The sequence below is a fragment of the Pseudomonas moorei genome, from assembly GCF_008801475.1.
GTDB lineage: Bacteria > Pseudomonadota > Gammaproteobacteria > Pseudomonadales > Pseudomonadaceae > Aquipseudomonas > Aquipseudomonas moorei.
In genome coordinates this window covers 124814-139687 of sequence record NZ_VZPP01000003.1, presented here as the reverse complement: position 1 = coordinate 139687, position 14874 = coordinate 124814, and the positions used below count along the sequence as shown (strand labels likewise).

Annotated in this window: 12 protein-coding genes; 8 read left to right on the top strand and 4 right to left on the bottom strand. The window is 60.4% G+C overall.

The genetic code is table 11. The features are described from left to right. Positions 1-33 precede the first annotated feature (33 nt). Positions 34-1680, top strand: coding sequence for a phosphoglucomutase (alpha-D-glucose-1,6-bisphosphate-dependent) (gene pgm, locus F7R06_RS06000; protein WP_090321494.1), 1647 nt, complete (start codon positions 34-36; stop codon positions 1678-1680). A 104-nt stretch (positions 1681-1784) separates the two neighbouring features. Here pgm and F7R06_RS05995 read toward each other — a convergent pair whose 3' ends face one another. Next, complete coding sequence (locus F7R06_RS05995) at positions 1785-2480, bottom strand: pirin family protein (protein WP_090321497.1); 696 nt, start codon at positions 2478-2480, stop codon at positions 1785-1787. A gap of 278 nt (positions 2481-2758) precedes the next feature. On the opposite strand from F7R06_RS05995, the gene F7R06_RS05990 reads away from it, so the two are divergent. Continuing rightward, a complete protein-coding gene (locus F7R06_RS05990; protein WP_090321500.1) occupies positions 2759-5233 on the top strand; it encodes a UvrD-helicase domain-containing protein in 2475 nt (824 codons plus the stop codon). 62 nt (positions 5234-5295) lie between these two features. Here F7R06_RS05990 and F7R06_RS05985 read toward each other — a convergent pair whose 3' ends face one another. Further along, on the bottom strand, positions 5296-5568 hold the full coding sequence (locus F7R06_RS05985) for a DUF1652 domain-containing protein (protein ID WP_090327297.1): 273 nt from the start codon (positions 5566-5568) through the stop codon (positions 5296-5298). A gap of 262 nt (positions 5569-5830) precedes the next feature. On the opposite strand from F7R06_RS05985, the gene F7R06_RS05980 reads away from it, so the two are divergent. The 4 genes from F7R06_RS05980 to F7R06_RS05965 all read left to right on the top strand — a co-directional run bounded on the left by F7R06_RS05980 (position 5831) and on the right by F7R06_RS05965 (position 9646). Next, complete coding sequence (locus F7R06_RS05980) at positions 5831-6646, top strand: helix-turn-helix transcriptional regulator (RefSeq protein WP_090321503.1); 816 nt, start codon at positions 5831-5833, stop codon at positions 6644-6646. A 50-nt stretch (positions 6647-6696) separates the two neighbouring features. Then, positions 6697-8103: an NAD(P)/FAD-dependent oxidoreductase gene (locus F7R06_RS05975; protein ID WP_090321506.1), complete on the top strand. Its 1407-nt coding sequence runs from the start codon at positions 6697-6699 to the stop codon at positions 8101-8103. A 43-nt stretch (positions 8104-8146) separates the two neighbouring features. Continuing rightward, positions 8147-8491, top strand: a complete 345-nt coding sequence (locus tag F7R06_RS05970; protein ID WP_090321510.1) for a cupin domain-containing protein — start codon at positions 8147-8149, stop codon at positions 8489-8491. A gap of 69 nt (positions 8492-8560) precedes the next feature. Beyond that, complete coding sequence (locus tag F7R06_RS05965; protein ID WP_090321514.1) at positions 8561-9646, top strand: polyamine ABC transporter substrate-binding protein; 1086 nt, start codon at positions 8561-8563, stop codon at positions 9644-9646. A 39-nt stretch (positions 9647-9685) separates the two neighbouring features. On the opposite strand, the gene F7R06_RS05960 is transcribed toward F7R06_RS05965, so the two are convergent. Together F7R06_RS05960 and F7R06_RS05955 are read right to left on the bottom strand one after the other, a co-directional pair. After that, positions 9686-10345, bottom strand: coding sequence for an MliC family protein (locus tag F7R06_RS05960; protein ID WP_090321517.1), 660 nt, complete (start codon positions 10343-10345; stop codon positions 9686-9688). Positions 10346-10483: 138 nt separating this feature from the next. Further along, the gene (locus tag F7R06_RS05955; protein WP_090321521.1) at positions 10484-10708 is read right to left on the bottom strand and encodes a YgdI/YgdR family lipoprotein; all 225 of its coding nucleotides are present in this window, start codon (positions 10706-10708) and stop codon (positions 10484-10486) included. A 195-nt stretch (positions 10709-10903) separates the two neighbouring features. Between F7R06_RS05955 and F7R06_RS05950 the strand changes: the two genes are divergently transcribed. Together F7R06_RS05950 and F7R06_RS05945 are read left to right on the top strand one after the other, a co-directional pair. Next, on the top strand, positions 10904-12571 hold the full coding sequence (locus tag F7R06_RS05950) for a VRR-NUC domain-containing protein (protein WP_090321524.1): 1668 nt from the start codon (positions 10904-10906) through the stop codon (positions 12569-12571). Continuing rightward, positions 12568-14832, top strand: coding sequence for an ATP-dependent DNA helicase (locus F7R06_RS05945; protein WP_090321527.1), 2265 nt, complete (start codon positions 12568-12570; stop codon positions 14830-14832). The genes F7R06_RS05950 and F7R06_RS05945 overlap by 4 nt, the downstream gene beginning before the upstream one ends. Positions 14833-14874: the final 42 nt, after the last annotated feature.

The following is a 14874-nucleotide window of genomic DNA, read 5'->3' as shown; positions in this document are numbered from 1 at the left end:
TATCCCTGAACCACTCTATTCCAGAGGTTTTGCATGACACTCAGTCCTTTTGCGGGTAAACCGGCACCGGCAGAACTGTTGGTCGACATCCCGCGACTGGTAACGGCTTATTACACGGGCCAGCCTGATGCTTCGATCTCCACCCAGCGCGTCGCCTTTGGCACGTCCGGGCACCGGGGCAGCTCGTTCGACCTGAGTTTCAATGAATGGCACGTCCTGGCGATCAGCCAGGCGATCTGCCTGTACCGCGAAGCCCAGGGCATCGACGGCCCGCTCTTTGTCGGCATCGACACCCACGCGCTCTCCACCCCGGCCGGCGCCAGTGCCCTTGAAGTGCTCGCCGCCAACGGTGTGACGGTGATGATCGCCGCAGGCGATGAATACACCCCGACCCCGGCGGTTTCCCATGCGATTCTCTGCTACAACCGTGGCCGTACTTCGGGGCTGGCCGACGGAATTGTGATCACGCCGTCCCACAACCCGCCGCAAAGCGGTGGCTACAAATACAACCCGACCAATGGCGGCCCGGCCGATACCCACATCACCAAGTGGATCGAAGCCAAGGCCAACGAGCTGCTGGCCAACAAGCTGGCCGGCGTCAAGCGCATCAGCTACGAACAGGCCCTGAAGGCCAGCACCACCCATCGTCATGACTACCTAAATACCTATGTTGCCGATCTGATCAACGTGATCGACTTCGATGCCATCCGCGACGCCAAGCTGCGCCTGGGTGTCGATCCGCTGGGTGGAGCAGGGGTGCGCTACTGGTCGGCGATTGCCGAGCACTACCGCCTGGACCTGGAGGTGGTGAACAAACAGGTGGATTCGACCTTCCGTTTCATGACCGTCGACTGGGATGGCCAGATTCGCATGGACCCATCGTCCAGCTACGCGATGCAGGGCCTGATCGGCCTGAAAGAACGTTTCGACGTGGCATTCGCCTGCGATCCGGACCACGACCGCCATGGCATCGTCACGCCGTCCGGCGGCCTGTTGGCGCCGAACAACTACCTCGCGGTATCGATCGATTATCTGTTCCAGAACCGCCCGCACTGGCGTGCGGATGCGGCCGTGGGCAAAACCGTGGTCAGCAGTGGCTTGATCGATCGCGTGGCCAAGCGCCTGGGCCGCCGCCTGTACGAAGTGCCAGTCGGCTTCAAATGGTTTGCCGATGGCCTGTTCGACGGGTCCCTGGGCTTTGGTGGCGAAGAAAGCGCCGGTGCCTCGTTCCTGCGCAAGGACGGTAGCGTCTGGTGCACCGACAAGGACGGCCTGATCCCGGCCCTGCTGGCGGCAGAAATGACCGCTCGCACCGGTCGCGATCCAAGCCAGGCCTACCGTGCCTTGACCGATGAGCTGGGCGAGCCGTTCTCGGTGCGGGTCGATGCCAAGGCCAACCCGGAGCAAAAAGCCCTGCTGAGCAAGCTGTCGCCGGCGCAAGTCACCTCGACCGAACTGGCGGGCGAGCCGATCCAGAGCATCCTCAGCCACGCCCCGGGTAATGACCAGGCCATCGGCGGCCTGAAAGTCATGACCGAGAACGGCTGGTTCGCGGCGCGTCCGTCGGGCACCGAAGACATCTACAAGATCTACGCGGAAAGCTTCATCGGCGATGAGCACCTCAAGCAACTGGTGGCCGAAGCTCAAACCCTCGTGGATGGCGCCATCTCCGCCAAGTGACTGAGGGACCTGTGGTGAGGAGGCAAGCCTCCTCGCTACACCGAGACGGATAAAAAAAGGGGCAACCATCACGGTTGCCCCTTTTTTGTCTGGCGTTTACTGGATCAGGCCAGGTCCACCAACACGATTTCACTGTCCTCGATGGCCGTCACGCGCAATAGGGATTCTTGCGCCACCGCGACACCGTCTCGAGCTTGTGCACGCAAGCCATTGACCTCAATGACCCCCGTTGCCGGCACCAGGTAGGCACGGCGACCGTTGTCCAGATGATACTCGGCGGTTTCGCCGGCCTTGAGGTTCGCCGCCACCAGCCGGGCATCGGCACGGATGCGCAGGCTCTGATCGTCGCCCGCCTTGCCGCTGGCCAGGGTCACGAAACCTTCACGCTGGCCTTTGGGGAACGGCTTGGCGCCCCAGGACGGCGCCAGGCCGGATTCGTTGGGAATGATCCAGATCTGGAAGATCTTGGTCGGCGTCGCTTCCAGGTTGTACTCACTGTGGGCAATCCCGGTACCCGCGCTCATGACCTGTACGTCACCGGCTTCGGTACGGCCCTTGTTGCCAAGGTTGTCCTGGTGGGTAATGGCCCCTTCACGGACATAGGTGATGATTTCCATGTCGCGATGCGGGTGTTGCGGGAAGCCGGTGCCAGGGGCGATCACGTCGTCGTTCCAGACCCGCAGGTTGCCCCAGTTCATGCGTTTGGGGTCATGGTACTCGGCGAACGAAAAGTGGTGATGCGCATCCAACCAGCCATGGTGAGCGCCACCGAGCGAGTTGAAAGGTCTGAGTTCAAGCATGATCGTCTCCTGAAAGGTTCGTCATGGGGCGGCAGGCCGGGGCCATGAAGCGAGACCGGTGGTTGATGACAGGCATCATCCAGCAGGCAAGGATCGAAAAAAAGCGTAAAAAGTGCTGCATAACAATCGATTTACTTGATAGAAAATCGCCTCGAAACATTATCATCCTGCTTTCAGTTCTTCGCATAAGCCAATGAGTCATAAGCATTTCACTAGAACTCAACGGCAAATGAAGACACCATAGCCCTCAACAGCCTCAGACCCTGGAGTCCGTCCGCGTGCCGCAACACACCCCCGATCTTCCGCCTGAACTTCGTCCTCTGGCCGAGATGCCGCTGCTCAAGCGCCTGGCCGCCCGGTTCTTCGGCCATGGCCTGACGCGCCTGCGCGCCCAGCACCGCGCGTCCTGGTTGCATGGCCAGGCCGACGGCTTTCGCAGCGGCCATATGGCGGGGGTGGAATACGGCTATAAAGAGGGCAAGCTCGAAGGGTTGGAAGAAGGCCGGCAGGTCCTGCTGATTCGCGACTCGCGTTCCACCGAGCATCGTCCGCCCGGCATCGACGAACACCTGTTCGACGACTGGCGCCTGCCATTGAACGCGGAATTGAAGAAACGCATGAAGGCCGACGTCGCGCGTTTGCTCCCGGCACACGCCCAGCCCAGCGCCGCCCAGTGGAAGATGATCTTCAGTGACACGCCTTCGACTTCAGTGATCGCGGGGGCCGGTGCCGGCAAGTCGACGACCCTGGTGCTGCGGATCGTGCTGCTGGCGCATTATCTGGGCTTTGAGCTGAGCTCGATGACGGTGGTGACCTTCACCCGGGAATCACGCAAGGACTTCATCAACAAGTTGATCGAACTGTTCGCGCTCTGGGGGCATACGCTCAACCTCAAGGACGCTCGCGACCTGGTGCGCACTTTCCACTCGCGGATTCTGCCGATGGTCCGCAGCTTGCCCGGCTTCGAACGCTTGCAGGCCTTTGAAAACCTCAGTTTCCGTGGGCAAAACGGCGAGGAGGACGTCGATAGCAATCCATTCGACCTGCGCATCAATGATGCCCAACGCCAGCAACTGAACGCCTGTTATCACGCCTTGCACACCGGCGATGAGCGTTTCCGTGAACTGATCAAACCCTTGTCACGCCACGCCTTGCAGCTCAGGGAGCTGGAGCGCGATCATCCGGATGTGCAAAAACGCATGGCCGTGACCGAACTGGCCGCCAAACGTGATGAGGAACTGTGCGACTTCGTCGAGGATTTGTGGTTTCGCGCGGGCGCCTGGCCGATCAAAGGTATCGAGCCCAATCGCCAGACCTTCGATATCAACGGCTCGACCTTTCATTGCCACGGCTACATTCCGTCCCTGGACGCCTGGGTCGTGCTGGGTTTCGATCCTCGGGAAAACCCGCAGGTCAGCCGTCCCAACGCCAAGCTGACGGTCCGTGCAGAGTGGGCTGTAAAGCGCACACTGTTTCAAGCTTTCTGTCGTAAGCCATTGATTTGGCTGGATAGTTACGAGTCATCAAAGCGTGTACTGGCCTCGTTGGCCGGCGATGCCAGTGCCGGGCCAGGCTTTGATTACAAGGTCAAGGGCGAGCTCGCGTCCGCGCCACTGCTCGATTGTTTCGTCGCGGCCGCCGGGTTTATCGAGAACCTTGGCCTGGATGTACCGAACGCCGTCAGCCAGATGAGTTTTGCCAAGGACGATCCGGACCGGTTTTTCTTCGAGGCATTGAGTCTGTTCTGGCGAGCGCTGGAAGATCATCTGCTCGAGCAGAAACCGCCAATCATGACCTACAACCGGATGTTCGCCTTGTTCAGCGAACATTCCCCGGAAAACCTCAAGCTCCTCAGCGACGAGCTGTTGCGGCCGCTTTCGCACCTGATGATCGACGAGTTTCAGGACGTCTCGCCGCAGATCGTCTCGTGGATTCGCGCCAGCCTGGCCGAAATCCGCAGTCGTGGCCCGGCCATGCACGTCGGGCGTGGTGCGCAGCGCTCGTCTTTGCTCTGCGTGGGGGACGACTGGCAGTCGATCTACGGTTGGCGCGGCAGTTCGCCGAGTTATTTCATGGAGTTCAACAAGGAGTTTTCGTCGCCGAGCACCACCCGGGTCATGCTCAGCGACAACTATCGCAGCCACCAACACATCATCGACGCCGCCGAACACATCGTCCGCGCCGCGCCAGCGATCCCCGGCAAGAAGGCCAGGGCCAGCGGCGCGCCCAAGGAGTTGTGGCCGGTCAACGTGCTGGATCGTGACGATCAGGGCATGGCCAAGCGCTTGATGGAGCATTACCGCAAGGGCGATTCAATCTTGATGTTATATCGAAAAAGCAGCGATAAGTTATTGATAGAGCAGCATATTCAGCCTGTAGTTAATGTAGATTCTAGCTTGCCGTACGAAGCCCGGCGCCTGAAACAACTGACCTATCACAGCGCCAAGGGCTTGCAGGCCGATGCCGTGTTCCTGCTCGGCGACTGCCAGCACTTGACCAGTTCACCGTACAAGAACCAGGTCTACCGCATGGCGGGCCTGGGCAAGGCCGGCGACAGCGAGCCGTATGACACCGCGCAGAAGGACGAGATCCTGCGGCTGGCTTACGTCGGCATTACCCGGGCCGTCAGCCATTGCTACTGGTACGTCGATGCCCAGGATACCCAGGCGGTGAATATGCCCAAGGCTTCAGACCGCATCGGCAAGGGCAAGGCGTTTTTTGTCGATCACCGGGACTGCAAGAGCTCAGCCTGAGGCTTTATATCCCGGCCAACAAAAAGCCCACAAAATGTGGGCTTTTTCGTGAGGTTCGGCCTTCAGGCATAGCTCCTTAGGGCCACCGGGGGAACGAACGCTTCCAGCTCATCCTCGACGGCTTCGATTATTCGCTCTACATCGGCTGCATTCATGACGGTTGCACAAGGTATACCGGCAATGGCGATCATGGTCTCGCCAGTGGCTCGATCGAACAGGCGGGCAATCATGCTGCCCGGGGCATCCATGCTCGCCTCGAAACCCATGGGATGAAAATGCCAGCGCATCAGCTGGCAGGCGTTTGGAAAGGTGACCTTACTGAAGCCTTTATTCATATGTTGCCCGCCTTCTTCATCGAGCGCTTCCATTAGCTCATGGTAGGTGGGAAGAACCTTCGTTGGTTCAACCGGTGACAGACTTTAAAAGTAGCACCCGGATGTGAAAATCATGTGTTTTTTTCAGTCCGTTTGGCGATTGCCGGTTGTTTTCTTGGTCCAGAGCACGTCCTGGCTGATCTTCGATGATGGGGTGCCTGCCGTTGCTCATTGAAGCGGCGGCAGAAGTTCGGCAAGCTCGTTGCTTTTCGTCGAGATGCCTATGCACGCCGAGGATGATGGCCCGCAGCAAACCCAGGCCACGGGCGAAACGGTCATGCGTTATCACCTGCGCTGGAAACACCGGGACCTGGATGGCGTCATGGCGCTGTACCACCCCGATGTTCAATACAGCGACTTTTTCCAGAACCGGGTCATGGGCCTGGACGAACTGCGCGAATACGTACGCAACAGCATGCCAAGGGACCCGGATGAGGCGCTGGAACACTCCGATCGCATTCGCCTGGACGGCAACACCGCGTTCATCCAGTACCGCATCACCCTGCGCGGCGGTGAAGGCCTGGTGTCGTTCCGCGCCAGTGAAGCGATCACCGTGCGCGACGGACTGATCTGGCGGGTCAACGAATACGCCTCCCTGGTGCACGAGCAGCCCGCCAGTAAAACCACCGGGCCACAACGGCCCGCGGTCAGTCGACTCGGCCTGTCGCCGCGTCAGCTGAGTTTCATGGCGGACGACTTGCAGCAGTACTTCCAGCACCAGCAACCCTATCTCGACCCTGAACTCGACTTGCAGCGGGTGGCGAAGGAGTGCGGCTACAGCCGTAATCAAATCTCCTATCTGCTCAATCAGGTGCTGGGCCAGAGCTTCTATCGCTACGTCAACCAGGCACGCCTGCAACACCTGCTCGCGGCCCTGGACAGCGCCACGCCGCCGGTGCGCATCGACGAACTGGCCTTTGCCGCCGGGTTCAATTCGCTGTCGGCGTTCTACAGCTGTTTCCGCCAGCACACCGGCCAGTCGCCCAAAGCCTACGTCAAACAAATTTCTTTGCGTGCACGCGCGCAAGACAGCCTCTGAGCCCACGCACTAGGATCACCGCCATCGAAGTTTGAGTGGCGGAGTCTTGCATGCCGGCGTGGCGCACTATCAGTTTGTGGATGGACCAACTCGACGAGCCGTTACTCGCTCGTCCGGCACTGGATCAGGATCTGGATCTCGACGTAGCGATCATCGGCGCCGGATACACCGGCCTGTGGACCGCGTACTACCTCAAGCGCCAGGCACCGGAGCTGAACATTGCCATCATCGAGGCGCAGACCGCCGGTTTTGGCGCCTCGGGGCGCAATGGCGGCTGGCTGATGGGCAATCTGCTGGGCGAAGACCGGTTGCTGGCCCCTTTGTCACCGCAACAGCGCAGGGCGTCCTATGACCTGCTGCACCGCATTCCTGACGAAGTGCAGATCGTCCTCGAACGTGAAGGTATCGAATGCGATTACCGCAAGGGCGGGGTGCTTTACTGTGCCGCCCGCTACCCGGAGCAAGAGTCGAGCCTGCGCCAGTATCTGGACTCGCTCCACCGCCAGGGCCTCAATGAAAACGATTATCGCTGGCTCAGTGCCCAACAGTTGGCGCAGCAAATCCGCATCGCCAAGCCCTATGGCGGAATCTACGCACCGCACGTCGCCACCCTGCACCCGGCCAAACTGGTACGCGGCCTGGCGCGCACCGTCGAGCGCATGGGCGTCAGGATTTACGAAAACAGCCCGGTCACCCACTGGCAGGCGGGTAGCCTGCGCACCGTGCAAGCCTCGGTTCGCAGCCGTTGGGTGGTGCCGGCGGTGGAAGGCTATTCGGTCACGCTGCCGCCGCTCGGGCGTTACCAATTGCCGGTACAAAGCCTGATCGTCGCCACCGAGCCTTTATCTGCGGCCACCTGGGATGAAATTGGCCTGAGCAACGGCCAGGCGTTCAGTGAAAGCAGCCGTCAGGTCACCTACGGCCAGCGCACGGCTGACAACCGTTTGATCTTCGGCGCGCGCGGCGGCTACCAGTTTGCTGGCAAGTTGCGCCATGACTTCAACCTGACCAGTAGCGAAATCGAGCTGCGTCGTTACCTGTTCAGTGAGCTGTTCCCGCAGCTCAAGAACGTGCAGATCACCCATGGCTGGGGCGGCAACCTGGGCATGTCGCGGCGCTTCAAGCCACACATGCTCTGCGACCAGGCCAGTGGCATCGCCTTGTCCGGCGGCTATGGCGGGGAGGGCGTGGGCGCCAGCAACCTGGGTGGGCGAACCCTTGCCGACCTGATTCTGCAGCGCGACACCGAGCTGGTTCACCAGCCGTGGGTCATCCCCCGGCGCGGGCTCGATGCGCTCAGGGCCTGGGAGCCCGAACCCTGCCGCTGGCTGGGCTACAACGCGATCATCCGCAGCTTCGTCCATGAAGACCAGACCCTGGCCAATCCGGCCACCGCGCCCTGGCGGCGCAAGCTTGCCAGCGGGGTCGCGGGGTTCATGGAAGGTTTCATGCACTGACCGACGCGATCTTCATCTACAGGCTTCATCGAAAGGTACTCCCATGAGCATCACGCAATTCAAAAACACCGCAACCCTCACTCTGCAAGCGTCCAGCCCGGTCGCCGTGCCGCTGGGCTTGCCCGTGGCCGTCGCATCGACCACCAGCGTCGAACGCGACGACGGCGTCGAAACCGGGGTTTGGGAATGCACGCCCGGTCGCTGGCGGCGGCAGATCGTCGCCCAGGAGTTCTGTCACTTCATCCAGGGCCGCTGCACCTTCACCCCGGATGACGGCGGCGACACCCTGCACATAGAAGCCGGCGATGCACTGATGTTGCCAGCCAACACCCTCGGCATCTGGGACATCCAGGAAACCGTGCGCAAGACCTACGTGTTGATTTTTTGAAAATAGAAAATTGAAAGCTGATCCCTTGATTGCCTGCCAAACAAAAACAACCTCTACAGGAATCGACTCATGATCCGAAAGACACTGACCCTGGCGCCGCTGATGCTCGCCGCTTCAATCAGTCAGGCCGCTGACACCGTCAAGATCTACAACTGGTCGGACTACATCGCACCGGACACCACGAAAAATTTCCAGAAAGACACTGGTATCGCCTTCACCTACGACGTCTATGACAGCAATGAAACCCTCGATGGCAAGTTGATGACCGGCAAATCCGGTTATGACGTGGTGTTTCCGTCCAATCACTTCATGGCGCGGCAAATTGAAGGCAAGGCGCTGAAGAAGCTCGACAAGAGCCAGTTGCCGAACTGGAAAAACCTCAATCCGGTGTTGCTCAAGGCCTTGCAGACCAACGATCCGGGTAACGAGCATGGTTTTCCGTATCTGTGGGGCAGTACCGGGATCGGCTACAACATTGCCAAAGTCAAAGCAGTACTGGGCGACAACGCCCCGGTGGATTCCTGGGACCTGATCTTCAAGCCCGAGAACATGGAAAAACTGCAGAAGTGTGGCGTGGCCATTCTCGACAACGGCCCGGAACTGCTGCCCGCCGCCCTGAACTACCTGGGCCTGCCGCATCACAGTAAAAACCCGGAAGACTACAAGAAGGCTGAAGCGCTGCTGTTGAAAGTACGGCCGTATGTCAGCTATTTCCACTCGTCCAAATACACCAGTGATCTGGCCAACGGCGACATCTGCGTGGCCGTCGGCTTCTCCGGCGACATCCTGCAAGCGGAAAACCGCGCCAGGGAAGCCAAGAACGGTATCGACATCGGTTATTCGATTCCCAAGGAAGGCGCGGCGATCTGGTTTGACATGGTGGCCATGCCCGTCGATGCCCCGGATGAAAAGGCCGGGTACGCCTTCATGAACTACTTGCTGCGCCCGGACGTCATGGCCGATATCAGTAACTACGTGCACTACGCCAATGGCAATGAACAGGCCGACAGCCTGATCGAACCGGCGATCAAGAACGACACGAAGGTCTATCCGAGCCCGGACATGATGGGCAAATTGTTCGCCCTCGAAGCCATGCCGCTGAACATCGACCGGGTTCGCACCCGTGTATGGAACAAGATTCGCACCGGTAGCTAAGGGGTTCAGGCCATCGGGACAGGAGGTCCCGGTGTGCAATCAGCCAACCGGCTCGGCCTTGCAACTCATCTCCGCCGAGCCCGGCATCAGCAACAAGGCGTCATCGCCCTCGTACCAGAAGCTGTAGCTCCCTCTGAAATCCTTGCCGCTGTATCGGGAGCCGATAGTGCTCGGCTGCTGGTTCAAGGTGACGGAGGTGTTCGCCCACTTCAGGTACACGACACCCGGCTCGACCGTAAAGAAGGTGGCCGCGACCAACGCGTTCAATCCCGCGCAACGAAAGGCCACGGGGCCTTCAGTCAGGCGGCTGGGATCCTTGGTCCTGGCAATGGCTGAGCCCTGGCGCAGTTGAAAGGCGCGCTCGGCATAACTGCGGATCGTGCACGCCTTGGGCTCGCGATCAGAGGCGCACTGATTACGGGCGTCGAGCCAGAACTGCTGATCGATTTCGACCTTGTTTCGTGGCGGTACCGCGTGGTCGTCTGTCAGCACCAACAGATACAGGCGCTGCAGTTCGATGTCCATTTGCGCCAGTTGCGGGTCGCGACAGATGAGTTTTTCGATGGATGCCCTGGACGTGGCGCAATCGAAACTGGTCTTGAATACCCGCGAAGAAGTGGCAGCACTTGCGCACAGGCTGGTTGCCGCGCACGCGCTGGCGGCGAGGAGAGCGGCCAAAAGGGGCGTGAGCATTTTCATTTCGGCTTCACCTGGATCATGACGTGATGCCTGCGCAAACAATCGCTCGCACGGGGTGTATCGCAGTGTAAGGCAGGTATGGAAACCTGCCACACCAATGGGGATAAGCAGGGGACGTGATCAACTATAACGCGCTACTCAGTCTTCCCGGCGGATCGTGGACACGTCATTGGCGTTGACTCTGACTTTGGCTCCGGAAATATCCTCGAATTCGAAGAAGCCGTCCTTGGTCTTGGTTTTCGGCATGTCCTTGGTCAGGTACTGAGTGCCGTTCTGCAGCGTCACTACCGTGGGTGTCGAGCAACCGGCCAGGGCCAGAAAGGCCGCGATTGCCAGGGGCAAGCCCAGCGTCTTGATGTTCATAACCACCTCTCATACTTCAAATGAAACAGTGCGACTGTCGCGAACGACTGCGCTTCTTAGGCGGTTGGTGCCATGGAACGGCAGAAAGTTCGACGCCCGTTGAAAATTACCTGGCTGCGTCGCCTTCTATCCCTTTTCGTTTGCATCGGACAGGGCGTAACTGGTATCTGTACGCATAACCAGTATTCGCTCGCCATGGCCCTTTTTCCCGTGACTGCAAACCCTCTCGACGATCCGTTCTATTACCTCAACAACTTCATGCAGGTGCTTGATTGGCTTGAACATCGCTATGCCGATGTACTGAGCGTCGAGGAGCAGCGCTTCATTCGCGAGTTCAATGGCCTTACGCGTGAATCCCGGGGGCTGCTGGTCAGAATGGTCATGCGCAAGGGCATTCACTTCAGGGCCGGCAAGCTGCATTACCCCGAGATCGGCGACATCGCCAGCGCCGTCGAACCGTTACTGGCGCTGGGCTGGGTTGATGAGCAGGCACCGTTGACCCTCGAAGCGCTGTTCGAGGTCCTGCTCAAGGCCGAAATCCTGCAATGCCTGGGCAGTGCCATCGATCAACCCAAGGGCAAAAAAGCCGACTGGCTGCCGGTGCTGAGCGAGCAATTCGCACAACCCCAATGCTTCCGCGACTGGTGCCCGACACTGGACGATCGCCTCTTCAGCCTGACCATCATGGGCCTGTGCGATCGCCTGCGCCTGATGTTTTTCGGCAATCTTTACCAGGACTGGTCGGAATTCGTCCTGGCCGACCTTGGCATCTTCACCTACGAAAAAGTCGAGTTCTGCGCCGATTCCCGTGGCTTGCGCAGCCGCGAGGACGTGGACGCCTGCCTGTTCCTGCACGAGCAACAGCAGCAGTTCGAGGCCGGCGAAGCACTGGCAGAAGTTGTCGAGCGGATCAACGGCCTGACGCTGAGCAATCCCTGGCTGCAAAGACGTCGAGACAAGCTGCTGTTCCAGATCGGCCAGCACTGTGAACGCATCGCCGATTTCTCTACCGCGCTGGGCCTGTACCGTCAGTGCGCCTATCCCGGCGCGCGCCTGCGGCTGATTCGGGTACTGGAGCGCTGCGAGGAGTATGAACTGGCCCTGGACCTGGCGACCCAGGCCGGGCAATCGCCGCAAAGCGCCGCCGAACAGCAACAATTGCTTCGTCTGCTGCCCAGGCTGCGGCGCAAACTCGGCGGGCCGGCAATGAAGCGGGCGTCGCCTCGGGAAATGTTGCGTCTGGACCTGCAATTGCCCAGGGTCGATCCGGCCTTGTCGGTGGAGTACCACGTCCAGGCGCACTTGTCCGAAGAGACTGCGCCGGTCCATTACGTTGAAAACAGTCTGATCAACTCGCTGTTCGGCCTGTTGTGCTGGCCGGCGATCTTCGCGCCGTTGCCAGGGGCGTTTTTCCACCCGTTCCAGCGCGGTCCGGTGGACCTGCTGAGTGAGGATTTCCACAGTCGACGTGCCGATCTGTTCCAGGCTTGCCTGGCCGAGCTCGATGACGGTTGTTACCGGCAGACCATTCGTGAACGCTACGCGCAAAAGTGGGGCGTGCAGTCGCCGTTCGTGTTCTGGGGCGTGCTCAGCGAGGAGCTGCTGGAGCAGGCCCTCGACTGCTTGCCGGCCGAGCACCTCAAGCACTGGTTCAACCGCCTGCTGCTGGACATCAAGGCCAATCGCGCCGGCATGCCGGACCTGATCCAGTTCTGGCCGCAGCAAAAGACCTACCGCATGATCGAAGTCAAAGGCCCCGGCGATCGTCTGCAGGATAACCAGCTGCGCTGGCTGGAGTTTTGCCATGAGCATCAGATGCCGATTGCCGTGTGCTACGTGCAATGGGCGGAGCAAGACGTTTGAGCTATAGCATCGCGGTGCGGGCGCTGTGTGAGTTCACCGCCAAGGTCGGTGACCTCGACTTGCGCTTCACACCGTCGCCGACCGCGCTGGAAGGCATCGTCGGCCATCGCACCGTGGCGTCCCGGCGCAGCGAGGGCTACCAGAGTGAAGTCGCCCTCGAAGGCCAATATCGGACCCTGACCGTCAAGGGCAGGGCGGATGGCTACGATCCAGCGCAAAACTGCCTCGAAGAAGTCAAGACCTACCGTGGCGACTTGAGCAAGCAACCCGCCAACCACCGCCAATTGCACTGGGCCCAGGCGAAAGTCTACGGCTGGTTGATGTGCCGCAAGCTCGACCTGGAACGGATCAACCTGGCGCTGGTGTACTTCGACATCGTCAGCGAAAGGGAAACCTGTCTGCTCGAAACGTTCAGCGCGGCCGAGTTGAAGTCATTCTTCGAGGAGCATTGCGCACGGTTCCTGCACTGGGCCGAGCAGGAATTGGCCCATCGCGAGGCACGCAATCGGGCGGCGCAACTGCTCGCGTTTCCCCATGCCGGTTTCCGACCGGGCCAGCGGCATCTGGCCGAGTCGGTGTTCAAGGCCGTCAGCACGGGCCGCTGCCTGATGGCCCAGGCACCGACGGGGATTGGCAAGACCGTCGGCACGCTGTTTCCGATGCTCAAGGCCATGGCGCCCCGGCAACTGGACAAGGTGTTCTTCCTGACGGCGAAGACCCCGGGGCGCAAGCTGGCACTGGACGCTGCCCAGGTGATTATTGAAAGCGCCGATGCGCCGCCTTTGCGGGTCCTGGAAATGATCGCCCGGGACAAGGCCTGCGAACACCCGGACAAGGCCTGCCACGGTGAGTCCTGCCCGTTGGCCCAGGGCTTCTATGACCGCTTGCCAGCCGCGCGCCAGGCCGCCAGTGAGCTCAAGCTATTGAATCAGGGCGCCTTGCGCCAGGTCGCGCTGGACCACGCGGTCTGTCCGTATTACCTGAGTCAGGAAATGGCCCGCTGGGCGGACGTGGTGGTTGCCGACTACAACTATTACTTCGATTTCAGCGCCTTGCTGTTCGGCCTGGCCCAAGCCAACAACTGGACTGTCGCGGTGCTGGTGGACGAGGCGCACAATCTGGTGGAGCGTGGCCGTCAGATGTACAGCGCCAGCCTTGATCAGGCGACCCTCAACGGCGTACGAAAAACCGCTCCCGAAGCACTGAAAAAGCCCCTGCAACGGGTCAACCGCGAATGGAATGCCCTGCACAACCTCCAATCGGGCGCCTACCAGGCCTATGACAAAGCCCCGGAAAAACTGCTCCAGGCATTGACATCGTGCAGTGCCAGCATCGGCGACTATCTGAACGATCACCCGCAAGGGCTGGACAGCGCACTACAAAGTTTCTACTTCGAGATGCTGCAGTTCTGTCGTGTAGCCGAGCTCTTCGATGGGCAGTTCCTGTTCGACATCAGCAAGCGCGACCTCGACCGCAAACGATGCCTTTCGCAACTGTGCCTGCGCAACGTGGTGCCTGCCGGTTTCATCGGGCCACGCCTGACCGCCTCACGCAGCACCGTGCTGTTTTCCGCGACCCTCAGCCCTCGCCACTATTACGCCGATCTGCTGGGCACACCGCTCGACACGGTGTGCATCGACGTCGAATCGCCGTTTCATGCCGACCAGTTGCAAGTGCACATCGTCGACCGGATCTCCACGCGGTTCGTCCATCGGGAAGCCTCGCTGGCGCCGATCGTCGAGCTGATCGCCAACCAGTTCATCCAGCGTCCCGGCAACTACCTGGCATTTTTCAGCAGTTTCGATTATCTGCAGCAAGTGGCGCAGTTGCTGGCCGAGCGGCACCCGCAGATCACCCTGTGGGCGCAGTCTCGCGGGATGGCGGAAGAACAGCGTCAGCAGTTTCTCGATCAGTTCACCGAAGGCGGCGCGGGCATTGGTTTTGCGGTGCTGGGCGGAGCGTTCGGCGAAGGCATCGACTTGCCCGGTGCACGGCTGATCGGCGCGTTCATCGCCACCCTGGGCCTGGCCCAGCTCAACCCGGTCAACGAACAGTTGAAGCGGCGCATGGCGGCGATTTTCGGTGCCGGCTACGACTACACCTACCTGTTTCCCGGCGTGCAGAAAGTGGTACAGGCCGCCGGACGGGTGATTCGCACCCAACAGGACCAGGGTGTGGTGATGTTGATCGATGACCGGTTTGCCGAGAGCAAGGTCAGGCAACTGCTGCCGCGTTGGTGGTCGATTGCCCCCGCGCTCTGACGGTCCTGCTCTTTTTTCGCCTCACCAAACGCCCGGTTTGCC